The sequence below is a fragment of the Neiella marina genome (assembly GCF_002165625.1).
GTDB classification, from domain to species: Bacteria; Pseudomonadota; Gammaproteobacteria; order Enterobacterales; family Neiellaceae; genus Neiella; species Neiella marina.
Window position 1 is genome coordinate 216,246 of record NZ_NGNS01000003.1, and the last position, 25,692, is coordinate 241,937.

Annotated in this window: 26 protein-coding genes; 13 read left to right on the forward strand and 13 right to left on the reverse strand. The window is 47.7% G+C overall.

Annotation, left to right across the window (positions count from 1 at the left end; translation table 11 throughout):
* Positions 1-35 precede the first annotated feature (35 nt).
* The 9 genes from CBE68_RS04400 to thrS all read right to left on the reverse strand — a co-directional run bounded on the left by CBE68_RS04400 (position 36) and on the right by thrS (position 6,650).
* Complete coding sequence (locus CBE68_RS04400; protein WP_087504846.1) at positions 36-920, reverse strand: ABC transporter substrate-binding protein; 885 nt, start codon at positions 918-920, stop codon at positions 36-38.
* 44 nt (positions 921-964) lie between these two features.
* Positions 965-1,327, reverse strand: a complete 363-nt coding sequence (locus tag CBE68_RS04405) for a SpoIIAA family protein (protein WP_158100492.1) — start codon at positions 1,325-1,327, stop codon at positions 965-967.
* A gap of 149 nt (positions 1,328-1,476) precedes the next feature.
* Complete coding sequence (locus CBE68_RS04410) at positions 1,477-1,956, reverse strand: GNAT family N-acetyltransferase (RefSeq protein ID WP_087504848.1); 480 nt, start codon at positions 1,954-1,956, stop codon at positions 1,477-1,479.
* Between the two features lie 2 nt (positions 1,957-1,958).
* A complete protein-coding gene (locus CBE68_RS04415) occupies positions 1,959-2,486 on the reverse strand; it encodes a GNAT family N-acetyltransferase (protein WP_087504849.1) in 528 nt (175 codons plus the stop codon).
* A 99-nt stretch (positions 2,487-2,585) separates the two neighbouring features.
* Positions 2,586-3,365: a TatD family hydrolase gene (locus tag CBE68_RS04420; protein ID WP_087504850.1), complete on the reverse strand. Its 780-nt coding sequence runs from the start codon at positions 3,363-3,365 to the stop codon at positions 2,586-2,588.
* A gap of 144 nt (positions 3,366-3,509) precedes the next feature.
* Positions 3,510-3,866 (reverse strand): 50S ribosomal protein L20, encoded by a 357-nt coding sequence (gene rplT, locus CBE68_RS04425; protein WP_087504851.1) that lies wholly within the window; start codon positions 3,864-3,866, stop codon positions 3,510-3,512.
* 12 nt (positions 3,867-3,878) lie between these two features.
* Entirely contained in the window at positions 3,879-4,076 is a 198-nt protein-coding gene (gene rpmI, locus CBE68_RS04430; RefSeq protein WP_087504852.1) for a 50S ribosomal protein L35, read from the reverse strand.
* 99 nt (positions 4,077-4,175) lie between these two features.
* Entirely contained in the window at positions 4,176-4,718 is a 543-nt protein-coding gene (infC, locus tag CBE68_RS04435; protein WP_087504853.1) for a translation initiation factor IF-3, read from the reverse strand.
* Positions 4,719-4,721: 3 nt separating this feature from the next.
* Complete coding sequence (thrS, locus tag CBE68_RS04440) at positions 4,722-6,650, reverse strand: threonine--tRNA ligase (RefSeq protein WP_087504908.1); 1,929 nt, start codon at positions 6,648-6,650, stop codon at positions 4,722-4,724.
* A gap of 260 nt (positions 6,651-6,910) precedes the next feature.
* On the opposite strand from thrS, the gene CBE68_RS04445 reads away from it, so the two are divergent.
* The 4 genes from CBE68_RS04445 to CBE68_RS04460 all read left to right on the forward strand — a co-directional run bounded on the left by CBE68_RS04445 (position 6,911) and on the right by CBE68_RS04460 (position 10,459).
* Entirely contained in the window at positions 6,911-7,690 is a 780-nt protein-coding gene (locus CBE68_RS04445; RefSeq protein WP_158100493.1) for a substrate-binding periplasmic protein, read from the forward strand.
* A 115-nt stretch (positions 7,691-7,805) separates the two neighbouring features.
* Positions 7,806-8,627: a transporter substrate-binding domain-containing protein gene (locus CBE68_RS04450; protein WP_087504855.1), complete on the forward strand. Its 822-nt coding sequence runs from the start codon at positions 7,806-7,808 to the stop codon at positions 8,625-8,627.
* A 122-nt stretch (positions 8,628-8,749) separates the two neighbouring features.
* Positions 8,750-9,013 carry a DUF1289 domain-containing protein gene (locus CBE68_RS04455; protein WP_087504856.1) on the forward strand — a complete coding sequence of 88 codons (264 nt, stop codon included), beginning with the start codon at positions 8,750-8,752 and terminating at the stop codon, positions 9,011-9,013.
* A gap of 177 nt (positions 9,014-9,190) precedes the next feature.
* Positions 9,191-10,459: a GGDEF domain-containing protein gene (locus CBE68_RS04460; protein ID WP_087504857.1), complete on the forward strand. Its 1,269-nt coding sequence runs from the start codon at positions 9,191-9,193 to the stop codon at positions 10,457-10,459.
* A gap of 11 nt (positions 10,460-10,470) precedes the next feature.
* Here CBE68_RS04460 and CBE68_RS04465 read toward each other — a convergent pair whose 3' ends face one another.
* On the reverse strand, positions 10,471-12,753 hold the full coding sequence (locus CBE68_RS04465; RefSeq protein WP_087504858.1) for a putative bifunctional diguanylate cyclase/phosphodiesterase: 2,283 nt from the start codon (positions 12,751-12,753) through the stop codon (positions 10,471-10,473).
* Between the two features lie 172 nt (positions 12,754-12,925).
* On the opposite strand from CBE68_RS04465, the gene CBE68_RS04470 reads away from it, so the two are divergent.
* From CBE68_RS04470 to CBE68_RS04495, 6 genes are all read left to right on the forward strand, one after another.
* Positions 12,926-13,729 (forward strand): acyl-CoA thioesterase, encoded by an 804-nt coding sequence (locus tag CBE68_RS04470; protein ID WP_087504859.1) that lies wholly within the window; start codon positions 12,926-12,928, stop codon positions 13,727-13,729.
* 291 nt (positions 13,730-14,020) lie between these two features.
* Complete coding sequence (locus tag CBE68_RS04475) at positions 14,021-16,159, forward strand: protein-disulfide reductase DsbD family protein (RefSeq protein ID WP_087504860.1); 2,139 nt, start codon at positions 14,021-14,023, stop codon at positions 16,157-16,159.
* A 51-nt stretch (positions 16,160-16,210) separates the two neighbouring features.
* A complete protein-coding gene (locus CBE68_RS04480) occupies positions 16,211-16,828 on the forward strand; it encodes a thioredoxin family protein (protein WP_087504909.1) in 618 nt (205 codons plus the stop codon).
* Positions 16,829-16,924: 96 nt separating this feature from the next.
* Entirely contained in the window at positions 16,925-17,338 is a 414-nt protein-coding gene (gene arfB, locus CBE68_RS04485) for an alternative ribosome rescue aminoacyl-tRNA hydrolase ArfB (RefSeq protein ID WP_087504910.1), read from the forward strand.
* A gap of 551 nt (positions 17,339-17,889) precedes the next feature.
* A complete protein-coding gene (locus CBE68_RS04490) occupies positions 17,890-18,357 on the forward strand; it encodes an SEL1-like repeat protein (protein ID WP_087504861.1) in 468 nt (155 codons plus the stop codon).
* A gap of 130 nt (positions 18,358-18,487) precedes the next feature.
* The gene (locus CBE68_RS04495) at positions 18,488-19,165 is read left to right on the forward strand and encodes an OmpW family outer membrane protein (RefSeq protein WP_087504862.1); all 678 of its coding nucleotides are present in this window, start codon (positions 18,488-18,490) and stop codon (positions 19,163-19,165) included.
* Positions 19,166-19,245: 80 nt separating this feature from the next.
* Here CBE68_RS04495 and fadR read toward each other — a convergent pair whose 3' ends face one another.
* The gene (fadR, locus tag CBE68_RS04500; RefSeq protein ID WP_188708066.1) at positions 19,246-19,998 is read right to left on the reverse strand and encodes a fatty acid metabolism transcriptional regulator FadR; all 753 of its coding nucleotides are present in this window, start codon (positions 19,996-19,998) and stop codon (positions 19,246-19,248) included.
* 243 nt (positions 19,999-20,241) lie between these two features.
* Between fadR and nhaB the strand changes: the two genes are divergently transcribed.
* Together nhaB and nhaA are read left to right on the forward strand one after the other, a co-directional pair.
* Positions 20,242-21,828 (forward strand): sodium/proton antiporter NhaB, encoded by a 1,587-nt coding sequence (gene nhaB / locus CBE68_RS04505; RefSeq protein WP_087504863.1) that lies wholly within the window; start codon positions 20,242-20,244, stop codon positions 21,826-21,828.
* 191 nt (positions 21,829-22,019) lie between these two features.
* Positions 22,020-23,201 carry a Na+/H+ antiporter NhaA gene (gene nhaA, locus CBE68_RS04510; RefSeq protein WP_087504864.1) on the forward strand — a complete coding sequence of 394 codons (1,182 nt, stop codon included), beginning with the start codon at positions 22,020-22,022 and terminating at the stop codon, positions 23,199-23,201.
* 72 nt (positions 23,202-23,273) lie between these two features.
* Here the strand turns inward: nhaA and CBE68_RS04515 are convergent, their stop codons facing one another.
* Together CBE68_RS04515 and CBE68_RS04520 are read right to left on the reverse strand one after the other, a co-directional pair.
* Entirely contained in the window at positions 23,274-24,449 is a 1,176-nt protein-coding gene (locus tag CBE68_RS04515) for an alpha/beta fold hydrolase (protein WP_087504865.1), read from the reverse strand.
* A 39-nt stretch (positions 24,450-24,488) separates the two neighbouring features.
* The gene (locus tag CBE68_RS04520; RefSeq protein ID WP_143824486.1) at positions 24,489-24,827 is read right to left on the reverse strand and encodes a hypothetical protein; all 339 of its coding nucleotides are present in this window, start codon (positions 24,825-24,827) and stop codon (positions 24,489-24,491) included.
* 153 nt (positions 24,828-24,980) lie between these two features.
* Between CBE68_RS04520 and ubiG the strand changes: the two genes are divergently transcribed.
* On the forward strand, positions 24,981-25,688 hold the full coding sequence (gene ubiG / locus CBE68_RS04525; protein ID WP_229744630.1) for a bifunctional 2-polyprenyl-6-hydroxyphenol methylase/3-demethylubiquinol 3-O-methyltransferase UbiG: 708 nt from the start codon (positions 24,981-24,983) through the stop codon (positions 25,686-25,688).
* Positions 25,689-25,692: the final 4 nt, after the last annotated feature.

Sequence of the window (25,692 nt, forward strand, 5' to 3'; positions counted from 1 at the left end):
TGTAGCGGGCTTTTTATTGGCCATCTAATCACTCATTATCGCCGTGGTATGGACTCAACATCGAGCCAAAGTTCTTTTCTGTCAAGCGGTGTAGCCGAAGACAACAAGGGGTTGTCGACATGAAAAACGCGACGGCCAGCCATATTGGCCTTGTTAAGCACATCTTGAATCACCGGCGAACTGTAGAACACACGATCAAAGCTGCCATCAGCAATCGCTACTTCCAGCCCTTCAGTCAGCGCTTTAGCTAACTCGGTATTGGATTGATTGACAAAAAAGTACATCGGCGCTCGATAAACCAACATCAATTCGCGCTCAATAGCCAAATTGAGATTGGCATATTGATTCACCTCGTTCCAAGGCTCATGAACTCCTCTCGGATAGTAGTCAAAGCGATTGCCCTCAAGCATATGGAACAAGCTTTCGTATTTTAGCGCCGTGACGACAGGCAATCCTGCACCATCAAGAATTTTTGTATCTGGCCAAAGCGTGCCCTGGCCGGCTTGCAACTGAGATAACTCGCGCAAGCTGTGAACACCAGTGAACTTGTGCTGCTCATCAGCATTAATGATAAAGATGCGATTGCCCAGCAGCCCCTTAAAAATCGGAATCCGGACCGGTAGAAACTCCTTTTCAAGTTCACTGGAGGTCATGGTCCAGTAAACATCGATGCCTTGGGTTTTGAGTTCCTCTCGAACTTTAGCATCGGTAAAGGTTTCAGTGGTTCCTTGTAGCTCGTAGTTGCCACCACTTTTCTCTACCGCCAGCGATAAAATATCAATGATATAGCGCTCTTGTGCAGCATCGGAGGCATTGTAGCGCAACGGTTGAGCCAACGCAGAGGCGGATACCATCGATAGCGCGAATATCAGAAATAAGGTGAAGGTTCTCATGCTTGCCTCTTCAGTTGGGTCATCCATTCAATGACCCAAGTATAGGCAAGCACCGAAATTTGTGAGAAGTGCTAGGCCTGCAACCAACTGATGGCGTCAGTCTCTTGCTCTACGGCGAAGGTTTTAACTGGACAAGGGGTGGCAACATTGACCAGCTTAATTGCATGGTTAACCCACTTGACGTCGCAGACTACCGCGATACGCTGAAAGTCCCCCAAATGTTTGATACCGAGCTTAGCATCATCAATCAATGCGGCGGCTTCAAAGCCTTTGAATTGGCTACCAAGAATGTACAGAAAGCGGACTTTTTCGCCATGGGCAAATGCTCTTTCCAACTCTGGCCGAATAATATCCTGATAATCAGCTCTTGTTACTTCTCCCACTGCTTCCATAGCAATTAGCCCGGCCGGCATATCGTCCCGAACGATAATCATGTGCTCCTCCTGAAACCAACTCATCGTACCAGTTTATTATGCACCCATCTTATCGGTAGGTGTTAACCAAGATCAATTCCTACGTGCGTTTAGCAAATCACAGAAATGATCAATTTTTTATTCAAAAAAGCACAATCGAAACAGCTGCACTAGCCAGGCTCTTGATAGTCCGATACTCCGCGAATCTCCATAAAGGCGTGAGGATATGCGACCGGCTTAAATCCAACACCTTTATATATGTCATGGCCATCCGCCGTGATCAGCAACCACTTTTGCAGCTGCGGTAGTTCCGGACATTGAACGAATGCATCAACCATCCACCTCGCTATGCCCTTACCACGAAAGCTAGGCGCAACATAAACATCCGCCAGATAGCCAAAACTAGCATAATCAGTAACCAAGCGAGCAAAACCAACTTGTTGATGGCGAGCATCTTCGGCAAACACAGAGACACACCAAGAGTGAGTAATGGCGGTACGCAGAATGTCGGCAGGAATGTTCTCACACCAATATTGCTGAGACAGCTGTCGATGAAGCCAGTCAAATTGAATGCGTGATGGATCGGAGGTTAGCTCAAATCCATTTTTTCGTTGATACAAACAAGGAGGGCTAAACGCCATCGCGATCATGATTACACCGAATGAAATGCATTGTGATAGTGCAAGGTTTCGCCTTGCTCGAAAGAAGGAGTTGCGGCACCGGGTGTGACGCGCAATAAAAAGTACTCTGGTGGCACTTGAAACTCACACTTGAGGCCGTATTTGCTCGCCGCCTGAAAACCAAAGCGACCATACAAAGCGGGCTCACCCACCAACACCTGCCAAGGGGTTTGGCTTATGGCTTCGCTTTCCAGCGCAGCTTCGATAATCTGCAGGCCCAAGCCCTGCCCTTGATATTTGGGTAGCACCCCAACCGGGCCAAGTGCTGCTCCCGTTGCTAACGCTGCGGACCGCTGCGAGCCGGAGACGGTGACTGGGCTAAAAGCAATATGAGCCACCGGCGCATTGTCATGAGTGGTCACCAACGACAGCAACAGTTGACGTTCACGCCGAAGGCGATGGACCAAACGCCCTTCATTGTCTCGGCCAAAAGCCTGACGATGAATATTGGTAATCGGGTTATGATCGTCCGGTCGTTCTGGTTGAGTCACAAAACTCATGCAAAAGTCCTCTTGCCCTGACGGGAAAACAACCTCTTGCCGCAACAAAAGGTTTAAACGACTGTTACAGTTTTACCGGACTTTAGCGGGATCAACAAGTTAGCCTTTGGTTTTGGCGAGAGGAAACAGCCGATAAAAGTTTTGAGTTGTGATCGCTGCCAGTTCTTCATAACTGACACCTTTGAGTGTCGCGATGTACTCTGCCACCTCTTTGACATAGCCAGGTTGATTGGGTTTACCGCGATATGGCACTGGTGCCAAATAGGGGCTGTCAGTTTCCACTAGGATTTTGTCAAGCGGCACAGCTTGCGCTACTTGGCGCAGCTCTTCGGCATTCTTAAAGGTAACAATGCCACTGAAGGAAATGTAAAAGCCCAAATCCATTGCTGCTTGCGCCATTTCCAACGATTCAGTGAAACAGTGCATGACACCACCCACTTGTTCAGCACCCTGCTCTTTCAAAATCGCGATAGTGTCTTCGCGAGCATCGCGAGTATGGATAATCAACGGTTTGTTGAGTTCTTTGGCGACCTCAATGTGATCACGAAACGATTGCTGCTGGAGCGCAATAGTGTCTTTCGAGTAATAGTAGTCAAGACCAGTCTCGCCAATCGCCACAACGCCATTGTCATCGGCCAATTGTTGTAACAACGCCAAGTCGTAAGGTTTATCCAAATCCAGAGGGTGAACACCACAAGACACCGATACATCGTCATATTTAGCGACGACATCACGCATACTTGGGAATTCATCAAGCGTGACGCTTACGCACAGCATGTGCTCAATATCGCGCGAACGGGCAAACTGGACAACATCATCCAAAGTTTCTCCCTCTTTAAACTTCAGACGATTTAAGTGGCAATGAGAATCAACCAGCATAATTAAACTCGATCGGTAATGGTGTTGGTGGTGTTGAATGATACGTGTTTGAGCTACTACAGGATAGTATTGGTCAGTACACAAATTAGATACAAAAAACGGGAGGCAAGCCTCCCGTTTTTTTACAGCTTAAGTAGCCTGAACTTAATTCAGTGCTGCTTTCGCTTTTTCTACCAACGCAGTGAAGGTTGGTTTGTCAAAAACAGCAATGTCAGCAAGGATCTTACGATCGATGTCAACAGAAGCTTTTTTCAGACCGTCGATGAAACGGCTGTAAGACAGACCGTTTTGACGTGAAGCCGCGTTAATACGGGCAATCCACAGTTGACGGAACTGACGCTTGCGCTGACGACGGTCACGGTAAGCATATTGACCTGCTTTAGTAACCGCTTGGAAAGCTACGCGATATACACGTGAACGTGCACCGTAGTAACCTTTAGCTTGCTTCAGTACTTTTTTGTGACGCGCGCGGGCGATCACACCACGTTTAACTCGTGCCATCAGTCATTCCCCTTATGCGTATGGCAGCATACGCTGCACTTGTGCAACATCACATTTCTCAACTTGGTGCTTACCACGTAGCTGACGCTTACGCTTGGTGCTCTTTTTAGTCAAGATGTGACGCAGGTGAGACTGCTTGTGTTTAAATCCGCCGTTACCAGTACGCTTGAAACGTTTGGCAGCGCCTTTGTTGGTCTTCAATTTAGGCATTGAATACAACTCCGCATTGTGATTAATAAAATAGTCATTAAGGCGAATAAAAGCGGCCCGCTCATCGAGCGGGCCGCTTCGATTACTTGTAAGCCCTAATTACCGCTTAGTTGGGGCGAGTACCATCACCATTTGGCGACCTTCAACGCGATTCGGAAACGATTCGCATTGGGCCAACTCTTCCAAATCGGTTTTAATCCGATTCAAAAGATCGATGCCAAGGTTTTGGTGGGCCATTTCACGACCGCGGAAACGCAGTGTGACTTTGGCTTTATCACCCCCTTCAAGAAAGCGACGCAGGTTGCGCAGTTTTACCTGGTAATCGCCTTCGTCAGTTCCAGGACGGAATTTAACTTCCTTCACCTGAATCTGTTTTTGCTTCTTCTTCTGCTCTTTAAGAGACTTGCTCTTTTCGTAGAGGAATTTACCGTAGTCCATTACGCGGCATACTGGTGGCTCAGCATTTGGGCTGATTTCCACCAAATCCATTCCGGCTTCCTCGGCTGCATTCATTGCTTCTTGCAATGATACGATGCCCATTTGGTCGCCTTCCGGACCGGTTAAACGAACTTCTTGTGCACGAATGTGCTCATTAATCCGATGCGCGGCCTGCTGTTGCTGGCCTCTTCTTCCACCTTTAATAGGTTATTCCTCCACAGAGTCAGAACTCTTGTCGGCTACTTCTTTTGCCAACAAGGCGATAAAATCGTCCACTTTGAGCTTTCCAAGGTCTTTACCGCGGCGTGTGCGCACAGCAACTTCGCCTTCTTCGACCTCTTTATCACCGACCACCAACAAATATGGAACCCGGCGCAAAGTGTGCTCGCGGATTTTAAAGCCAATCTTTTCATTTCTCAAGTCAGAAATAGCACGGAAACCCGCTGAATTGAGTTTTTGGACGACAGAATTCACATAATCGGCTTGATTATCAGTGATATTCATCACTACAGCTTGCTTCGGCGCCAACCATGTTGGGAACAAGCCGGCATACTGCTCAATCAAAATGCCAATGAAACGCTCAAGTGAACCAAGGATTGCTCGGTGAATCATCACTGGCACAGCACGCTCGCCATCTTCAGCAACGTAGCTCGCGCCCAAGCGCTCTGGCATCGAGAAATCAAGTTGAATAGTGCCGCACTGCCAAGCACGATCTAAGCAGTCATACAGGGTGAACTCAATCTTAGGGCCATAGAACGCCCCCTCACCTTCTTGAATTTCATACTCAAGATCGTTGGCTTTAAGCGCTTCGGCCAATGCTTCTTCCGACTTGTCCCAAGTGGCATCATCACCAATGCGCTGCTCTGGGCGAGTCGACAATTTGACATCGATATCGTGGAAGCCAAACGTTTTGTAAGTGTCGTATACCATTTCGATACAAGCAGTTACTTCCTGCTGGATCTGCTCTTCAGTACAGAATACGTGCGCATCATCTTGGGTAAAGCTGCGAACCCGCATCAAACCATGCAATGAACCAGAGGGCTCGTTACGGTGAACAATCCCGAACTCGGCCATGCGATATGGCAAATCGCGGTATGACTTCAACCCTTGATTGAAAATCTGCAAATGACCTGGGCAGTTCATTGGTTTCACTGCATAGGTGCGCTTTTCAGATTCAGTAGCGAAGATGTTGTCGTGGTACTTGTCCCAGTGACCTGATTTCTCCCACATGGAGACATCCATGATCATTGGTGCACGAATTTCTTCGTAGTCGTACTTCACCAGCTGTTCACGCATGTAGTCTTCAAGTTCTTTGTAAATCGTCCAGCCATCTGCATGCCAGAACACCATACCTGGCGCTTCTTGTTGCCAGTGGAACAGATCCAGTGTTTTGCCAATTTTGCGGTGATCGCGCTTCTCTGCTTCAGCCAGCCGTTGCAAATAAGCTTTAAGCTGCTTTTTGTCAGCCCATGCGGTGCCGTAAACGCGTTGCAGCATTTTGTTGTCACTGTTGCCACGCCAATACGCTCCAGCAACACTCATCAGTTTAAAGTGATGACAGAACTTCATGTTTGGCACATGCGGGCCACGACACATGTCGACATATTCTTCGTGATGATACAAACCAGGACGATCGTCTTTGCTGACGTTCTCATCAAGGATTTCCATCTTGTAGGTTTCACCGCGTGCTTCAAAGGCATCGCGTGCTTCTTGCCAGCTCACTACTTTCTTAACCACGTCGTAGTTGGTCTTCGCCAACTGCAACATGCGCTTTTCTAGCTCTACCAAATCATCTTCGGTGATTGGATCTTCACGATCGACATCGTAGTAGAAGCCCTTATCGATGGTTGGGCCAATTGCCATTTTGGTATCTGGCCATAGCTGCTTGATGGCATGACCCAGCAAGTGAGCACAGGAGTGGCGGATGATTTCTAAACCATCTTCATCTCGGACCGTGATGATTTCGATATTGGCATCGTCGGCGATCAGGTCGACGGCATCGACACGCTCACCATTCACTCGGCCAGCAATGCATGCTTTGGCCAGGCCGGGACCGATGTCCATGGCAACGTCCATGATCGAAACAGGTTTATCGAAACTACGTTGAGAACCATCTGGAAGAGTAATTACAGGCATGTGTTTTCCTACAATACAGTGGTGACCCATACCAAGGGCCACTTGCTATTTCTGTAAATTAAAAAATGCAAATAAAAAAGCCCCATTGAGGGCTTCTTTGAAATTAGTTTGATGTCCGTTACCAATCGGACCGGGCAATGATATGTGATCGCGCACCAAGTGCCAACCATCATTTGCTAAACAAACAGGTTGAGACCACTATTGACTGTTTACCGCCATGTTTTACAAAGGTGCCTGTTACTGTGCTCTGGAGGATGCCCTTGTCTCGAAAAGCAATGCTGGTGGCCTTTGCCTACTTTGTAGCAACGGATTCTCAAGCCCAGAATTGCGAGGTCGTCACAGCAACGGCCCATCCTAACTACCCTCCTTATCAGTGGCGCCAGGAGGATAAAATCGTGGGCGCGACCATCGATATCACCCGCGAACTTTTCAGCCAGCTGAATGTAGACTTTCAGGCAAACTATACAGGCCCTTGGAAACGCGCATTGCAGCAAGTTAAAGTCGGCCAAGTTGATATGGTAATAGGGCTCAAAAAAACGACCGACAGAGAGCAATACATCAGTTTTACGTCTTCCCCCATTGCCACCAACCCATTCACCGTGTTCGTTCTCCAAGGCAATCAGTTTGATATCAAAACTTGGCGCGACTTGTACGGCAAGAAAGGGGGCAAAAATGCAGGCGATCGTTACGGCAATGCCTTTGATACTTTTGCTGACAGGTATCTTGATCTAGAAGAAAGTTATGCCGTGGCAAGCAACTTTAACAAGCTAAAGGCAGGCCGAATCGATTATTTTATTCACAGCCGTTTCGCTGGCTTGGCTCAGCTATCAGTCTCTGCCGACGCTGCGAGTTTTGCTGTTTTGCCATACAACGTTAACGAAGGCTTATTGCACAGCGGCTTTGCGACCAACTCGCCATGCGCAATCTACAATGGTGCCATATCTTTGGGCTACCAAAAGCTGCTCGATAGTGGCGAGGTAGAACGCTTGCTAAAACTCAATATCGCCAAGTGGCAACAACAAACAAACCACTCTAAATGATAATAATCTCCAACACTTTGGCTCAGACCGTCTATAAGTTAATGCATCTAATTCACCAGAAAATTCATTGAGTTTCATAAATTTCCATTTTGCGCAGCCACAAGGAGAGAACATAATGGCTACAACTGTTAACTTCATCCGTCGACTGGTTCTTACGTTGATCGTCGCTTTACCAGTGATCTTCGTCAGCCAAGCTAACGCCCAAAGCCCAATACTTGATCGAGTATTGGACCGAGGCGTTGTTAAAGTAGCAATGACAGGTGACCAACCGCCATTTAACGTCGTTAGCCGCAGCGGCATGTTCATTGGCTACGATGTTGACCTTGCACAAGCACTCGCCAACGCCATGAATGTGGAGCTGGAAATCATTAAGGTACCGTTTCCGGAACTGATTAGCGCCCTGCAAGCAGGTAAAGCCGATATGGTTATATCTGGCATGTCAATTACATCTCAGCGCTCGAAACAGGTGAGTTTTGTCGAGCCTTATATGGTGTCGGGTAAATCATTACTTGCGACTAGCGAGCGCATGGCTCAGCTTGAGCAAGACGGCGGTTTTAATCGCCTTGGTATTAAGGTTGCTGCGTTAAAAAGTTCGACCAGTAAAACCTTAGTCCAGCTCAATATTCCAAAAGCAGAAATCGTCGGCGTCAACAATTATGAAGAGGCAATCCAGCTGATTCGCGATCGAAAAGTTGATGCCCTATTTGCTGACATGGCGATCTGCAAACTAGCGGTACTGCGCAACCCGAATGATGACTTCGTTACGTTGCAAAGACCGCTTTCAATGGAACCTATTGGTGTTGCCGTACCGCATGGTGATTTGCACTTTTTCAATCTAGTGCGCAATTTCATGGTGTCTTACGAACGAGTCGGGTTGATGACTAAACTTCGTAGCAAATGGTTTGATAACGGTGAATGGCTTGCCCAATTGCCCTAACCAGCCAGTTCAATCGGATTAGCGGGGCAATGCCCCGCTTTTTATTATCCACCGTCAGCTTTCGCTTGAAGCCCCGATCCCAGCTCGCTAGACTGCAACGATAACAATACGCGCAGATCACCATGAGCCCTAAACAAAATCACGATCAGCTCCATCTTTTCGATGTTCCTAATCCGTGCCAAGGCATTTGCCAAACTGGCGAACGGGGCTACTGCATTGGTTGTTTTCGCAAACGCGAAGAACGCTTTAACTGGCAGCAATTTGATGATGCCCAAAAGCTATACGTGTTGAGGTTATGTGAGCAGCGCCGCAAACGAGCACAAAAGAAGCAAACCAATGACACATCCCCCCTCGACCAAAACAACGGCTCACAAACCCTGCTTTGACGTTTGTTCCTTCCATTGCCAACAATTAACTTAAAAATAAGATCTCACTAACGATCATTTAACCATTCAAGCCAAAAAAATCACGTATGATGATTGCGAGTTAATGTCTACAAGGAGGTATGAAACAACAGACGCAATGCGTTGCGCAGTAGTTACCCAGAGTTAATTGTTTTAAAAATGCCTTTATTTCGCTCCAACCGCTTTCTTGCCCTACTCCTGCTAGCCATGCTGACCACTGTCGCTGTGATGGCTGGTTATCCCGAACGCTTTGAGTTTAGCGAACAACTCATTCCCGGCGAAAACTACCACATCGAAGTGCAATCAGACCAAATGATTGGCGGTAAAAGTAGCGTGCGCTGGATCGATGAGAGCGAGAAACAGGCTATGGAATGCCAATTTTCGACCCAAGTGGCCCACCCTTACTGTCTCCTGCAGGTGTATTTCGCCAGTGAGCCGAATATTGGTAAAGACTTAAGCATTTTCCAAGACATGCTGATTGATATTGATTACCAAGGACCAGGCCAAGAGCTTAGGTTGTACTTTCGAAATTTCGGAGCGACGTACTCGAAGTTAGAAGACTTCGATAGCTTGAAATACAGCATGGTTGACATACCGATCGCAGAATTAAATCAGCCGATCGTGGTCAAAATGGATGAAATAAAAGTGGCTAATTGGTGGGTATTAGAACGACACCTACCGCGACCTGATCGTTATGTAGACATCGACAACGTTATTGCCATGGGCATTGAGTTAAAGTCGTCGGTTGATGGCACCGTCGAGCGGCTCCGAATCAATCAATTGACCTTGCGGGGCACCTATATCAGCCGCGAGCAACTATACCTTTACATTATTATCGGCTGGGCATTTATTCTGGTGTCCGGTGTCATGGTGGTTTTGATTGAGCGGTTCAGAGACAAAACCACGGCAATTCAGAAACTCACTCATGAGACGTTCGAACTCAAACAAAGCTCGCAACTCGATCAACTAACCGAAGTACTGAATCGCCGCGGCGTATTGAACTTTTTCAGCCGCTACCAACAACAAGACAAGTACTCAAAAATCTACTCACTGTTACTTTTCGATGTCGACCACTTCAAGCAGATCAATGACCAATATGGTCATTCCGATGGTGACCGAGTGTTGCAACAGCTGGCTAAAAAACTCAAGGCCATGATCCGGAATCAGGATGGCTTTGGTCGCTGGGGTGGTGAAGAGTTCATCTTGCTCTGCCCGGGAACCAATCTCGAGCAAGCCCTCAAAGTAGCGGAGAAGATCCGCTTGATGATCAGCGAACATAACTTCGAATTAGAGCCGAGCAAGCAAGTCACCGTGTCTATCGGTATTAGTATCAATTCGCTATCGACGCCAATAGAAGTGGCCATCGAGCGCGCGGATAAGAACCTCTATTCGGCCAAAGCCAATGGTCGCAACCGAGTTCATTATTAGATTGATTAAAACTAATCGACTAACGGCTCAGAAACACACATCTTTTCACTGAAGCGGACAAAATCTTCGTGCTTTAGCGGCCGGCTGAACCAGTAGCCTTGAATAGCGTCACAATCATACTGAGCCAATATATCGAGTTGCGGCTCCGTCTCAATACCTTCGGCCAATACAGATAGTTTGAGGTTTTTCGCCATTTGGCAGAGGCTCAACACAATTGCTTGATCATCAAGATTGTGTTCAATATTACGGACAAAACTGCGGTCAATTTTCAATTTATCGACTGGGAATTGTTTCAGGTAAGCCAAGGATGAATACCCTGTACCAAAGTCATCAATTGCCAGCGACACACCAAGGCTCTTGAGCTGGTTTAGCACCAGTATGCCAGTTTGTTCGTTGTCCATGATGGTACTTTCGGTAATTTCCAACTCAATTGCCGATGGTGGCACTTGATATTGGTTTAGTAGCTGTTCAACGCGAGCGGTGAAATCGCTCTGCAAAAACTGCCTCGGGGAAATGTTAATGGCAACCACCAAATCGACAAGGCCAAGGCGTCGGTATTCGGCTGTCATCAGGCAAGCCTGCTCCAATACCCAATCGCCAATGGCTAAAATTAAACCGGTTTGCTCCGCCACAGGTATAAACTCCGCGAGCGAAATAAACTCGCCATCACAATGCCAACGGAGCAACGCTTCAGCACCAATGAGGGTCCGACTTGGCATCGCCATTTGTGGTTGCATATACAGACTCAATTGGTTCTTTTCAATGGCCTGCTCTAATTTCAACGCCAACTCAGCACGCCGAGCGTGGGCTTGCCCAACATCGATGTCGAAATAGCTGATGGTGTCACCACCTTTTTGCAGCGCCTGATCGGCAGCAATTTTTGCGTCCAATAACAAATCATGGCCGGTACGGACCTGCGGAGCATGTTCGGTAATACCTAACTGAACTTGAATTCGCATTTGTCCCAAAGTGGTTGGTACCGGCGTTTGGAATCGACTGGCAATTTGCTTCACTAAAAACTGCAACTCCGAATCAGCCGTCAAGTGCTGAGCCAAAATGGCGAAGCTACCGTCTGCGATGTGATACAAAGTGGCATTTAACGGCTGCCGCTGTTGTGCCGTTTCAAACTGTTCGATCAGCGTATGGGTAACGCCTTCAATACACGCACTCGCGCCGTTGAGACCATAATGACCTTGCAGCTGCCCCATTTGTGCTACTTCGACTAAAACTAAGCTGATGCTTTGACCTTTGATAATTGCGTTATTAATGTCTTCATTAAACCGTAGTCGGTTGAATAGCCCCGATTGGTCGTTGCGATAAGCTCGGTCCATCAGCTGTAGTTGAGCCCGTTTTTTCTGCGAAATGTCTTTGATGTGAATGTCGAAAGCCGCCATATCAGCCAACCAATGGATTTCGTAACTAAAGTAGCGGTCTTCAAGTTGATGCTCATGTCGATGAGCATCAGATACATGATTGCGGGCATCAAATAGCTGCTGTCCAAGATCGGGTGACAATAACGCCGTTGGGTTGTCGACGCCGTTGAACTGTTTAAGCACTTCGCTACTCGCCGGGTTTTGATAGAGCACATCACCACGCTCCCCCAAGCTTAATACTGGGTTGGGGTTGCGCTCAGCAAACAGGGCTAAACGGGCATTGCTATCACTGAGTAGCAGATAACGTTTGACGTAACGGCCTAGCAATATGGCTAACAATAATACTGCAGCACCATACACCACCACCGCGGCAAACATCTCAGCCAATGCATTTTGAGTTTGCTGGTAGCCTTGGTTGACTTCACCGGTGATGGTCGATTCGAGTTGGCTCAATAACGGCAAAATATCTCTTCGCTCGTCGCTTAACTGGCGCAACTGCGCGCGGGCCAAATCCCAATCAACACTTCGTTTTCTCAGGTTCTGATGCAGTTGCGCAGCAATATTATCGATCTTCGCTAAATGCAGCTTCACCGGCTCAACACGATTATCACCAGCGTACATAGCGAGCGTGCTTAGTGCTTGCGATAACTGCTCGGCAACCGCTTGTGCATGTTCGGTGTAAAGCGCCGAGTCGACCGTTGCGTAATACTCATAAAGTAACCGTTCATGCTCTCCTAATAAATGGTTAATGCTGCTGCTGGTTTGCAACACCGGCAATTGATTGCTCACCAATCGAGACGATATTTGCTTGAGGCTATCGACGGACAGATAGACATAGGCCGATAAGCCAAGGCCAATAGCCAGTACAAAGCCGTAAATCAGGTTGGCTTTGAGGTTGAGTCGCTGTGAACTGACAATCATTGTTCAAACCCTTGAGTGCTGCTCCGTGTTAATGAAGGAGAACGGCGAAACTGAAAAAAAATTCCACGTTATCGCTAACTCAATCATTCACTTAGCTTTTAGCCGCCAAGTAGACATCGGACCAGTGATACTGTTACGGTAACATTCATGTTTTAACGGCCAACTTAACTCGATGCATATTGACCAACTCCTGAGCCAAATAGATTCTCAAAACGACAACCAAGCAATCCAATTGTCGGTAACAAACGATTGGGCACAAGGCAGAACTCTATTTGGTGGCCTTTCTGCCTCGCTGGCCTACCGAGCAATCGAAAATAAACTGACCGCTCCTCGCATGCTTCGCTCATTTAACACCAGTTTTATTGGGCCGATTTATCCAGATAAAGACTTTACAGTTGAGGCGGAAATTCTCCGAGAAGGTCGAAATGCAACTCAAGCGGTGGCTCGTATTATTCAAGATGGCAATACCGCTGTAATGTGCCAAGCGGCATTTGGTGTCGGTAGGGCTTCGAAAATCGCGGTCCAGGATCGGCGCAAACATCATATGGTGGCGCCATCGAAAGCCAACTTCATTCCGCAGATCCCAAAAGTAACACCAAAATTTCTACGCAATATTGACCTTGCCAAATGTGATGGAGGCTGGCCATTCACCGGCCGCAAAAGTCACCATGTCGGTGGCTGGATGCGTTTCAAGACACCGCCAGCACAGCTTACCAATGCCCATTTGATTGCTCTTATCGATGCATGGCCGCCAACTGTATTGCAAATGCTCAGATGGCCCGCGCCAGCGAGCACCATGAGCTGGAATGTTGAATTTATTCATCCTCACCGACCGATGAGCCCAGAGAACTGGTTTGCTTATCAAGCCCACACAAGACAAGCAGCAGACGGGTACGGTCACACTGAAGCGGATATCTACGATAGCTATGGTGAGCTGGTTGCGATTAGTCGTCAGGTTGTTGCGGTGTTTGACTGAACCAATTGGCTTGAGCAAAAACTGTAAGCAAGTGTGACCAGCCATTCTTGTCACCTGCTTTGGCTAACTCGTTGTTCCATAACAAGTCTCATTTCACTCGCCATAAAGCTTTTTCATCGCGGCACTATTTGAGTGACGTCAGATTAACTTAACCATTTGTTTTGAATGGTTTATCCAACTTGGTAATTGCCCATATAGGTTGCTATGTTGTAGCAAAGCAAAGGGCTGTAAGCGACCTAATCTAACACTGGGTTGCTGTTTCCGATCACAAAGTTGTGGGTATTCGTTGTTATGTTAACTCGGCCAATCGCCAACCTATTAATCAGCTGTTTTAGCTTGCTGCTCCTAGCGTCGCCAGCCAAGGCGTTAACGTCAGGTCCGCAGCAGCATCCACATATTGAAGTGGAACTCGTTGCTGAAAATCAAACTTGGGTGCCGGGCACGACGCAATGGCTTGGCCTAGCTATGCGCCCTGAAAGCCACTGGCACACATACTGGAAAAACCCCGGTGATAGCGGCATTGCAACCACGTTCGACTTCAGCATCAATACTCTTAATGGACCAGAAAGCGAGGCAATTTCTCTACCAACCGGCAATGTAGCCTGGCCAACCCCCGAGCGTATTGTCATTTCTGACATCACTAATTTTGGCTACTATCACGACTCATTATTGATGGTACCAGTCGAGCTGCCTACGACTCTCAATGCTTCAGCAATCTCTGTCGAGCTCGATGCCTCATGGCTGGTATGCAAAGAAAGTTGCATTCCAGGCGATGGCAAATTCCAACTAACAATACCGGTCGCCAATACGACTCGCCCTAGTGCATTTGCCACCTTATTCGAACAGACTAGAAAGCTGCTCCCCCAGCAGGCGCAATCGAGTCAACTGCGCTTCAACTTAAACCCTGACAATAACGAACAGATACGTTTTCAATACGTTCCTGAAACGAATAACGCGATGCCAATGTCATCGTCAGTCGACTTGTTTGCTGCCAATGAGCAGCTCATTGCTGCCGCGGACAAACCTCAGTGGCAACAACTAATCGACGTTGAAGGAGCGAAATTTTGGCAAACTGATATTGCTGTGAGTGACTATTTTTATCAGCTGCCGCAAAGCGCTGAAGTGGTTCTGGCTGCAGCAAACAGTGAAGGCGTCATTCAAGGCTTAACTATCACCGCAAAGCAGCAGGCGCTGCTGGCCAACCGTTCAGACAACTCGGCAGATTCACAGCAACAAGCCCAACAATCGTTAGTGATTTTGATGCTGATGGCATTTGTTGGCGGTATCTTGTTGAATCTGATGCCCTGTGTGTTTCCAGTGCTATCACTAAAAGCGCTGAGTTTGGTCAAACTGTCAGGTAAAGCCGCATCGCAAGCTCGACTTCACGGTCTGCTCTACTCGCTCGGTATTCTGGCATCACTCACTGTGTTAGCCGCGATATTAACTGTCATGAAGCAAGCGGGGGCAGCAGTAGGCTGGGGCTTTCAACTTCAAGACCCGATATTTTTGACGGTATTGAGTCTATTGATGGTACTAATGGCGGCCAGTTTGTTGGGCGCCTTCGAAGTGGCTGGCAGTTGGATGTCAGTAGGCAGTGAGCGTTTATCTCGCGGCGATCGAACTGCATCTTTACTGTCAGGATGTTTAGCTGTGGTGGTTGCAAGCCCCTGCATGACACCATTGATGGCCCCTGCATTAGGCGTTGCGCTGACGCTGCCAATGGTCAGCATGTTCATTATCTTGATGGCTCTGGGTTTAGGGTTGGCACTACCGATTATCATCTTGACGCTACAGCCCAAACTCATCGCCAAAATGCCAAAGCCCGGTCCTTGGTTGGACACCTTTAAACAAGCGTTGGCATTTCCACTACTTCTAACTGCACTTTGGCTACTTTGGCTGCTACAGCAGCACGACCCAACTTGGGTATTGGTGGTGTTAGCTATTTTGCTGATTATGAGCTTCTGTTGGTGGCTAAAAGTTCGCGGCTATCCAAAGTTTGCGACCGCAGTAATAGTTGCAACTGTGGCTACCACGGTTGCACTCACTCAACGTTCGGCTTCCGATGATGGCGGGCTGGCAGCAGTCGCTCAACCCTACTCGGCGCAGCTGCTCCAACAACATCTGAACCAAGGTGAAGTCGTTTTCGTTAACATGACAGCAGATTGGTGCTTAACATGTAAAGTCAATGAACGAGTAACCTTTAGTCAGCAGACCGTCGCTGCTGTGTTCGATGAACACAGTATTCACTACGTGGTTGGCGACTGGACCCATCGAGATCGTGCGATTAGCGATTACCTCGACCAGTTCCAACACGCTGGAGTGCCCTTGTATGTCCTCTACAATCAACGAGGAGAGGCTTTAGTGTTACCTCAAATACTCACACCTAGCACCGTGGTGGAATACATAGAAACACATGCAATCAACATCTAACCCGTTGTAAAGATGAAGTTTTACTACCCCACAACCAAAGGAACGCAAAACATGTCAAGGTTACTAAAACGAACCCAATTACTGCTTGCTGCTGCTGTTACCTGCCTTAGTTTGACGGCACACGCCGCGGCAAAGGTAAACCAGGCGGCCCCCGACTTTAACTTGACCAGTGCGGCGGGTGAGCAGGTTCAGCTAAGCGACTATCAGGGTAAGTACGTTATTCTCGAATGGACTAATCACGACTGCCCTTTTGTTAAAAAGCATTACAGCAGTGACAACATGCAAGGGCTGCAGAAGAAGTATGCCGATCAGGACGTTGTGTGGTTATCCGTTATCTCATCGGCACCAGGTAAACAAGGCTATGTCGATGCCACTGCGGCAAATAAGCTCACCACAGAAAGAGGAGCGGCACCAGCTCAGGTGCTGTTTGATCCTGATGGCAAAGTAGGCAAGCAATACGGCGCCAAAACGACGCCGCACATGTACATTGTCAAACCTGATGGCGTGCTGGCATATGCAGGCGCCATCGACAGTATTAAGTCGACCGATCCGGCCGATATCCCAGCGGCAACCAATTACGTTGTTCAAGCCATGGACGAGTTGGCGGCAGGTAAAAGCGTATCTAGCCCGCTAACAAAACCTTATGGCTGCTCAGTCAAATACATGTAGTATCAATGACCTAGCTGGAGCAAAGTGCTATCATGCTTTGCTCCAATAGCAACCATTGCGAGTCCATCGCAGTTACCCCAGTCGATTATGGCAACTCTGATACAACTCTCAAACAACGTTGCAATAGCTGACTGGGAAGTAGAGCTAACCGCTATTCGAGCACAAGGCGCGGGCGGTCAGAACGTCAATAAGGTGTCGAGTGCAGTGCACTTAAGATTCAACATTCACCACTCTGCCCTGCCAATCTATTACAAAGAACGGTTGCTATCGACCAATGATCAACGCATCACCAAGGATGGTGAAATCATCATCAAAGCTCAGCAGTATCGTACTCAGCAACAAAATAAAGAAGATGCGCTTGAGCGACTCAAAGAACTGATCTTACAAGCTAGCCAGCCAACAAAAGTGCGCCGAGCGACAAAACCAACCAAAGCATCACAGCGTAAGCGGTTACAACGTAAATCGCAGCGTAGCGAAGTCAAATCGATGAGAAAGCGTGTCGACTATTAAGAATGACAGTTCGGTGACAACCTGGTTGACCTCTTAGGTAGCTCACAACTATTTACATTAACTCGCTGTATTTGAATATATTTTGGTTTTATCTCGGTTTAGCCAAGGGGCTTGTTCTAAGCTGAGTAAGCACATAACAATAAGTTCAGGGGACGCGCATGAAAGACCGGCAGTTTGACTCGGTACTGGAGTCAATAAAACAAACACTAGAAACGATTTCAAATCAGTTAACCGACGCCCAGCAAAGCACCGCTCATATTCACTCTTCACTACTCCAACTGAATCGCAATGACCGCTTGTCAAAACGATGTTGGCGGCAATCAGCTCGCTAGATTGACACCCGTAGGAGCCAACTTTGGCTCCTACTTTGCCAAATGATGATGGTTAACAATGAAGTCCAATTAATTATTTTCCCTATCAAATCAATCAACTAGAACCTTGAAACCGGTACCTTTATGATAACGGTCACAATTTTTCTTCCAATGCTACACAAATGTTATTAACCTGCTCGAGCAATGTTGTCATGAAGTTGTTAGTTGAGGTGTATAACAATGTTACGATTTGCTCTGATTCTATTGGTGTGTTGTTCCACTTGCTCTGCTGCTGAGCGACAAATCAACGACTACAAGCCATATCAGCATTACCAGCAAGCCAAGAACTTCGCCGACAGCGGTAGTTGGCAGCAAGCTGTTAGCCATTACCAAAAGGCCCAACAATTGGCTAATGCCCGCATCGATCTGTCGTTGTATCAGCTTCGCGGTATCGGCGGCTTGCAACAAAACCTATCAGCAGTTCAACAAACACTCACAAAAGAAGCAGAACTAGGCTCGGCAAGAGCTATGCTAATTTTGAGTAACTTGTTCCAACGAGGTATTTTCGGCTGGCCGATCGATCATACGAAAGCGCAATACTACCGTCTGAATTATCAGAAAATCAGTCAGCAGCGACAACAAAATAAGCTTGCAAATCTTCCGGTCTCCGGCGTCGATTTAGCCTTCGATAATAATTCAAATATCTAAAAAATTGAGCCAACTTGGATAGCGTCACAATTTTGATAATCAGTCGCGTTTTCAATTGATCCAGATCAGTTTTAACGAGTCACAAGCCAAGGACAATTTCGCTGCACTTTAAAAACAAATGGACTACATAATGAAAACAACCATTCTTGCTGCAGCGGTATCTTTGGCCACCCTCGGACTATCTTCAACGGCTTTGGCGCACCAAGCCGGCGACATCATTGTTCGCGGTGGTATCGTTCATGTTTCTCCAGATGATAGCTCTGGCAATGTTCACGTCGAAAGCTTAGGTGATACCGGAATGACTGTGGGTGTCGACAGCAATACTCAAATCGGCCTCAACTTTGCCTACATGTTCGACAATAACTGGGGAATCGAGTTGTTGGCAGCAACGCCATTCACTCACGACGTTAATCTGCAAAATTCCGCACTCGGTCTCGGTGACGGCAAACTTGCCGAAGTGAGCCACCTGCCTCCAACATTGTCATTGCAGTACTACTTCGGTGGTCCCGAGTCTAAATTCCGCCCTTACGTTGGCGCCGGTCTAAACTACACCATATTCTTTGATGAGCAGTTCAAAGGCAGCCGCAAAGACCAAGGCTTTAATTCACTCGATTTGGATAGTTCATTCGGCTGGGCAGCGCAAATCGGTTTGGATTACAAGTTGAATGAAAAGTGGCACCTGAATGGCCAAATTCGCTACATTGATATCTCGACTGATGCCAACTTTAAAGTCGGTGAGTTGAAGTCAAAAGTAAGCGTTGATATCGACCCGTTTGTGTACATGGTGAGTGCAGGCTACACCTTCTAACCTTTGCACGCGCAACTGGATCAAAAAAGCCGTCATTAATGACGGCTTTTTTGTCGGCGCAAACAATCGCTCGATATCAACTACTTCTCGACTAAATCAGATGGAATTTCCTGTTGATGGGCTTGCCACAACAAACCACTCTGACGACCATAATCACGAACCGCAACCACAGCATCGTTGTGACGTTTCGATTCAGTAATTTCTTTCAAGTTACGATAGAAGGCTCGAGCCGCTTCTCTGCTATCTGGATAGCTGAAGTGGTGGCCACCGATGCGCATTGACAAGTTGCGGAAGCCGTTGAGAATCAAGACATAGATTGGGTTGCCAGATTCGCGCGCCATGGTTTGATGCAATTCATAATCAGCATTGGCAAACGCCGTACCATCATCTTCGGTATTCAATGCTTGATCCAACGCCGCAACAATTGCTTCGGGAGCGGCCTTAATGGCTGCACGCATGTAGATTGCAGAAATATTGGTGCGGGCAGACAGCAAATGTTTCACCAAATCAGGCATACCGTCTTGGTCGAGCCGCGCTAGCGTCATCAGGATATTCAGGCCGGACGTTTCCCAGAAGTTGTTCACTCGAGTCGGCTTGCCATGTTGGATAGTGATCCAACCGTCCTGTTTGAGTCGTTGCAGCACTTCACGCAAGGTTGTGCGCGTCACACCAATCAACTCAGAGAGCTCTCGCTCTGCAGGCAAGATAGTTCCCGGCGGGAAACGATTATTCCATATCGAACGAACGATATACTCTTCGGCGAACTCTGCGGGGTTCTTTGCCTGGATGACACTTTGGTCATCGACGTTTCCTCTGCGGTCTAAATGAGACAAGCCTACTCCACCCTATCAGCATAAAATCGACTCATCATACCAGAGCAGCCAACACAGCAACAAGCCGTTATACAACTTCTTTCACTGTGGTTAATTTGGTTACTAATTAACCATTGCGTGATCTAACTTAGCTATTACTGTTGAAAAATTACGAAAATTAAACCGGTTTATTGTAAGGATAAGATACAATCGGATCAGCCCCACAATTTAACAAATATATTACAAATCAGGATGACTTCTACTATGGCAAGTTCCATTCAAAAGGCCTTCTTTGCGAATTTCCTGGGCAATGCACCGCTCTGGTATAAGCAGGCCATTCTGCTGTTTTTGGTGGTTAACCCCATTGTCGCGAGCGTCGACCCATTTGTCGCGGGTTGGCTGCTAATTGTCGAGTTTATTTTCACCCTTGCAATGGCCCTGAAATGCTATCCATTGCAGCCTGGTGGTTTGCTAACCATTGAAGCAATTTTCATTGGGTTAGCATCGCCAGATGTGGTGATGCATGAAATTGAAGCCAACATTGAAGTGATCTTGTTGCTTATTTTCATGGTTGCCGGCATTTACTTTATGAAGCAACTATTGTTGTATATTTTCACAAAAATGCTGGTTAAGGTCCGTTCTAAAGCCTTGCTATCGGTATCATTTTGCTTTGCCGCCGCATTCCTCTCTGCATTCCTAGATGCTTTGACGGTAATTGCTGTTGTCATTGCCGTTGCGACCGGCTTTTACGCCATCTACCACAAAGTCGCCTCGGGCAAACAAGTCCACCATGATCACGACCACACTAGCGACGACGAATTAAAGCATCAACATCGTGAAGAACTTGAGGCATTCCGTGCGTTTTTACGCAACCTGATGATGCACGCCGGTGTTGGTACTGCTTTGGGTGGTGTTTGTACCCAAGTTGGTGAGCCACAAAACCTGATTATTGCTGCCGCCGCTCACTGGGATTTCATTGAGTTTTATTTGCGCATGGCCGCGATTACCGTACCGACGCTGATTTTCGGCCTCATTACCTGTGTGGCATTGGAGAAATTGGGTTGGTTCGGTTACGGCGCTCAACTGCCTCCTGCTGTCCACAAAATTCTCGCTGACTATGACAAGAAGAGTGATGATGAGCGCACCGCAAAAGATAAAGCGGCGCTGGTTGTGCAAGCTTTAATCGGCGTTTGGCTGGTCATTGCGCTCGCCCTGCACCTTGCCGCAGTTGGCTTAATTGGTTTATCCGTTATCGTATTGGCGACGGCGTTCACCGGTATTATTGAAGAGCATCGCCTCGGCCATGCCTTTGAAGAAGCCTTGCCATTTACTGCTTTGTTGACGGTATTCTTCGCCGTTGTGGCAGTCATCATTCAGCAAGATTTGTTCGCACCAGTGATCAGTTATGTACTGTCATTTGATGGCCGCGAGCAATTGTTCGGGGTGTTTATTGCCAACGGCTTGCTATCAATGATCAGTGACAACGTGTTTGTTGGTACCGTCTACATCACCGAGATGGTTGATGCTTTGAAAGAAGGCGTCATTGATCAAGACCAGTTCTACCTGCTGGCTGTTGCAATTAACACGGGCACTAACTTGCCAAGTGTGGCCACTCCTAATGGTCAAGCGGCGTTCTTGTTCCTGCTGACCTCTGCAATTGCGCCTTTGATTCGTTTGTCATACGGTCGCATGGTTTGGATGGCTCTGCCTTACACCATTGTGTTAGTGATTGTCAGTCTGTTGGCCACTGAGTTCTTGTTGATGCCTGTGACCGATTGGATGTATGACGCCGGTTGGCTCACTCACCACAGCATATTGGATGCCGCGCCAGCGACTGGTGGCCACCACTAAGCACTGCAACGCGTTTATAACTAATAAAAAAGCTTCCCTCGGGAAGCTTTTTTATTGCTTGCGTTCGATTCATCTTGATTTAATCGTCGTCCTGTCATTATTGTTCTAGTCTTTGTTCAGCGACAATTCATCGAATATTCAGCTTTCCTCTATTAGACTGAAAATTAAATGGAAACATTGAAGGACCAGTAATGCAAAATTCAAACATAACGAACTTTCTCAAGCTGGAGTCGGCAGGCGGGATCATTCTCGTCATTGCCACGGTGCTAGCACTGATTGTTGCCAACTCGCCGTTGGCCGACTTCCGAGAAAGCCTGTTGGCCATGCCCCTCGCCATTCAAGTGGGCAAATTGGATATCGCTAAACCACTTCTGTTGTGGATTAACGATGGCTTGATGGCAATCTTCTTCCTTCACGTTGGGCTTGAACTCAAACGTGAGTTTATGGAAGGAGAGCTCAATGAAACGTCGAAAATCATCATGCCCGCTTTCGCGGCTGTTGGCGGTATTGTTGTGCCGTCGGGCATTTACGCCATGATGAACTGGGGCGATGCCGACGCCATGGGCGGCTGGGCGATTCCTGCAGCTACCGACATTGCTTTCGCGCTAGGCGTGCTTAGCCTGCTTGGTAGGCGGGTTCCACTGGCGTTAAAGATCTTCCTGTTATCGCTGGCGATTCTCGATGATATCGGCGCTATTTTAATTATTGCGGTGTTCTATAGTGGCGATCTGTCTACCACAGCGTTTGCGGTTGCTGGCGTATCTTTGGTGGCTTTGTTCGGTCTCAACCGAATGAAAGTGGTGAACTCTTCCATTTATCTCACCATTGGCTTTATTTTATGGTGGGCAGTGCTCAAGTCTGGTGTTCACGCAACGCTAGCCGGGGTGGTGTTAGCTTTCTTCATCCCCATGCGCGATCCGAATAATCCAGATTATTCACCAGCAAAAGAATTGGAGCACAACTTACACCACACGGTTGCCTTCATTATTTTGCCTATTTTCGCGTTCTCCAATGCTGGCCTGCCACTACTTGGCTTAACCATGGAACAAACGCTGCATGCTGTGCCTGTCGGTATTGCGCTCGGTTTGGTGTTGGGTAAGCCCATTGGCATCATGCTGTTTAGTTGGCTTGCGACCGCCGTAGCTGGCGCCAAATTGCCCGAAAGAGTGACCTGGATGCAAATATTTGGAGCCTCGATTCTATGTGGTATCGGCTTTACCATGAGCTTGTTTATTAGCTCACTGGCCTTTGAAGCTGGAGCTGGCGACTATGGTTTCGATGAGCGTTTGGGAATCTTGCTGGGGTCGCTAATTGCCGCAGTTGCTGGCTACTTAGTGCTTAATAAGGTGTTGCCGAAGACACCGCAGCAATAAACATCGTTGGCAGTCAACGCAGACAACAAGGCCGCTTATCTCAGCGGCCTTTTTTATCAACTTTTGTGGCTATCACAGCGTCTCTTTGCTGCACTGCAAGTGACTAAACTTGTCACGTAACTCAGCACACGCGCAGCCTGCATCAGACGAGTGCGTGAGCGCATCAAAGGCCGTCCAGTACTGCCGAGTGTAGTTATCTATTTCGATCATAATCTCATGGGCAGCAGCTTTATCCTCGCTACCAATTACCTCCCACAAACAGCAATTTCCCATATTACTGCAAGCCTGTTGTTGTGCTTCAAAAGTGACGATTTTGTCAGCCGCAGAGCCGACGATCACCACCGGAATCTTAATTTGATCGAGGTGATTCATGACATATTCGGTGGTAGCAAACGCAGCTCTTACCCAATCAACCGTTGGACACCCTAAACCTAGGTGATGCTTGGGATTGTGAGCCAAGCTTTGTTCAACCCAGCAACTTGCCTGCGCCAGATAGTTCAAATTGTGAGAGTAAAGCAAAGCTCGCTCTGGTTTTTCAGGCATCGAAATTGTGTCATTAATAATGGCGTCGCAAGCATTTTGGTCAAGATAGCTCTTCCAAACCGGTTGCCCACCCGGCGCACAAGATTGTCCCCAGCCAGCCCAATGGAGAAAGCCGGCAAATTGCCGAGTAAGCCAATTGTTGGCACTAAGCCCCATCATAGGCGAGGAAAACTGGGCTCTGTCGAAGACATTGTGGTGTTTCTGCAAATAGCGCAAGCCAATGTTGCCTCCCATCGAATGGCCCATCAGCAGTATCATGCCCGACTGTTGTTCGGGTCTTACAATCTGATGGACAAAGGCATCCAGATCGGCAACGAAGGTATCAAAATTCTCAATATGGCCAGGCTCTGAGTGACGCAATTGGCGTTCTGACAGCCCTTGCCCTCGCCAGTCAAAGGTATAAACATCGAACCCTTTGGCCAGCAGTTCAGTGTATGCCGGTAGGTTTTTCTCAATAAACTCGGTCCGGCCACTGACGAAGACAACAAGGCCCTGCCTAGCTTTTGTCGTGCGCCAAATACCATAGCGAATGGTCGCATCGTTGAGCTCAGTGGTAGTAAGTACTTCCGGGATCGGCGCATGCGGCGCATATTTAGCGACGTGAGTTTTGAAGCCCGCAAGCGTGCCATCATAGCCAAACGCCGTTGACGTCATCATCAATAACACGCTAATGGCGACAACAAGAGCACTAAACAAATTCTTCATCGACAGATTTCCTACTCACTAACAACGTTAAATAATTAATCAAAGCGGTACTTGAGCAAACTCTCGGCGTTTTTGCTCACAATGAAGCTCGAAGATATGTAATTGGTGTGGGGTTAAAAACTCGTTCAGCTCTGACAGCAATTGTTGTTTCACTTGCTTCCTAAATGACTGGCCACTGACATCGATTGGCGGCAGTTGCTTGGCCCGCTCCCTGGCACGCTCAACCAGTGTGACAAAACGATTGCGCTCTGGTCCTTGTAACCCCATTTGATCGGCAACTTGATGCAAGTCTGGATGAGGAGTGGGCCAGAAATAAAGAGTCATCGCCAACGCAATCAACGACCCTATCAGTACGTAAGCTGACGATTTGATATTCATTACTCGGTTCGTTGGAACCTGATTTACCGTATCCATGGTGTTGTTATTCCATTGTTGATAGAGGCCAATCTTACATAAAAGACGTTACAGCGCTACCGAGATCATCACGGATCGTTATAATGCCAGACCTTGCTAATTGAAAATGAGCCAGCAGTGAACAACGTCGATCAACAAGAAATCAGCAAATTTGAGGCTTTAGCCGCTACGTGGTGGGACCCTCAGGGCCAGTCTAAGCCGTTGCATCAGATTAACCCGCTTCGTAGCCAGTTTATCGAGATACATAGCCAAGGCGTGGCAGATAAAACCCTGCTTGATGTTGGCTGTGGCGGTGGTTTGCTGTCAGAGAGTATGGCTCGTGCTGGTGCCAAAGTAACGGCAATTGATATGGCTGCGGCATCAATTCAAGTCGCTAAGTTGCATGCCTTAGAGTCGCAGCTGTCGATTAACTATCAACAACAAACCGCCGAACAACTGGCAGTTGAGCAACCTGCATCTTTCGATGTCATTACTTGTATGGAAATGTTGGAGCATGTCCCCGACCCACTATCAGTGCTCCGTGCTTGCGACAGTATGTTGAAACCCGGCGGCTGGCTGTTCCTATCAACCTTGAATCGCACCAAACGCAGCTACTTGATGGCGATTGTTGCCGCAGAACAAGTACTAGGGTGGCTGCCGAAAGGCACTCATGAGCACAACAAATTCATTAAGCCCTCTGAGCTGCTGGCGATGACCGATCAGCTAGGCCTCAACAGCCGAGCAATATCTGGATTTCGCTACAACCCACTGACTGATAAATTCAAACTACACGACGATGTGTCAGTGAACTACATGGTCGCGCTACAAAAAGCAGAGGAGCACTAACGCC

Bases quoted from the DNA above. Each gene is read 5' to 3' on its own strand.
- CBE68_RS04520 (WP_143824486.1), bottom strand. From the start codon at position 24,827: ATGAATATCAAATCGTCAGCTTACGTACTGATAGGGTCGTTGATTGCG.
- CBE68_RS04400 (WP_087504846.1), bottom strand. From the start codon at position 920: ATGGATGACCCAACTGAAGAGGCAAGCATGAGAACCTTCACCTTATTT.
- rpmI (WP_087504852.1), bottom strand. From the start codon at position 4,076: ATGCCTAAATTGAAGACCAACAAAGGCGCTGCCAAACGTTTCAAGCGT.
- thrS (WP_087504908.1), bottom strand. From the start codon at position 6,650: ATGCCTGTAATTACTCTTCCAGATGGTTCTCAACGTAGTTTCGATAAA.
- CBE68_RS04465 (WP_087504858.1), bottom strand. From the start codon at position 12,753: ATGATTGTCAGTTCACAGCGACTCAACCTCAAAGCCAACCTGATTTAC.
- CBE68_RS04460 (WP_087504857.1), top strand. From the start codon at position 9,191: ATGCCTTTATTTCGCTCCAACCGCTTTCTTGCCCTACTCCTGCTAGCC.
- CBE68_RS04455 (WP_087504856.1), top strand. From the start codon at position 8,750: ATGAGCCCTAAACAAAATCACGATCAGCTCCATCTTTTCGATGTTCCT.
- CBE68_RS04470 (WP_087504859.1), top strand. From the start codon at position 12,926: ATGCATATTGACCAACTCCTGAGCCAAATAGATTCTCAAAACGACAAC.
- CBE68_RS04475 (WP_087504860.1), top strand. From the start codon at position 14,021: ATGTTAACTCGGCCAATCGCCAACCTATTAATCAGCTGTTTTAGCTTG.
- CBE68_RS04450 (WP_087504855.1), top strand. From the start codon at position 7,806: ATGGCTACAACTGTTAACTTCATCCGTCGACTGGTTCTTACGTTGATC.
- CBE68_RS04495 (WP_087504862.1), top strand. From the start codon at position 18,488: ATGAAAACAACCATTCTTGCTGCAGCGGTATCTTTGGCCACCCTCGGA.
- CBE68_RS04420 (WP_087504850.1), bottom strand. From the start codon at position 3,365: ATGCTGGTTGATTCTCATTGCCACTTAAATCGTCTGAAGTTTAAAGAG.
- rplT (WP_087504851.1), bottom strand. From the start codon at position 3,866: ATGGCACGAGTTAAACGTGGTGTGATCGCCCGCGCGCGTCACAAAAAA.
- nhaA (WP_087504864.1), top strand. From the start codon at position 22,020: ATGCAAAATTCAAACATAACGAACTTTCTCAAGCTGGAGTCGGCAGGC.
- CBE68_RS04515 (WP_087504865.1), bottom strand. From the start codon at position 24,449: ATGAAGAATTTGTTTAGTGCTCTTGTTGTCGCCATTAGCGTGTTATTG.
- CBE68_RS04490 (WP_087504861.1), top strand. From the start codon at position 17,890: ATGTTACGATTTGCTCTGATTCTATTGGTGTGTTGTTCCACTTGCTCT.
- CBE68_RS04415 (WP_087504849.1), bottom strand. From the start codon at position 2,486: ATGAGTTTTGTGACTCAACCAGAACGACCGGACGATCATAACCCGATT.
- CBE68_RS04405 (WP_158100492.1), bottom strand. From the start codon at position 1,327: ATGATTATCGTTCGGGACGATATGCCGGCCGGGCTAATTGCTATGGAA.
- nhaB (WP_087504863.1), top strand. From the start codon at position 20,242: ATGGCAAGTTCCATTCAAAAGGCCTTCTTTGCGAATTTCCTGGGCAAT.
- CBE68_RS04410 (WP_087504848.1), bottom strand. From the start codon at position 1,956: ATGATCGCGATGGCGTTTAGCCCTCCTTGTTTGTATCAACGAAAAAAT.
- CBE68_RS04480 (WP_087504909.1), top strand. From the start codon at position 16,211: ATGTCAAGGTTACTAAAACGAACCCAATTACTGCTTGCTGCTGCTGTT.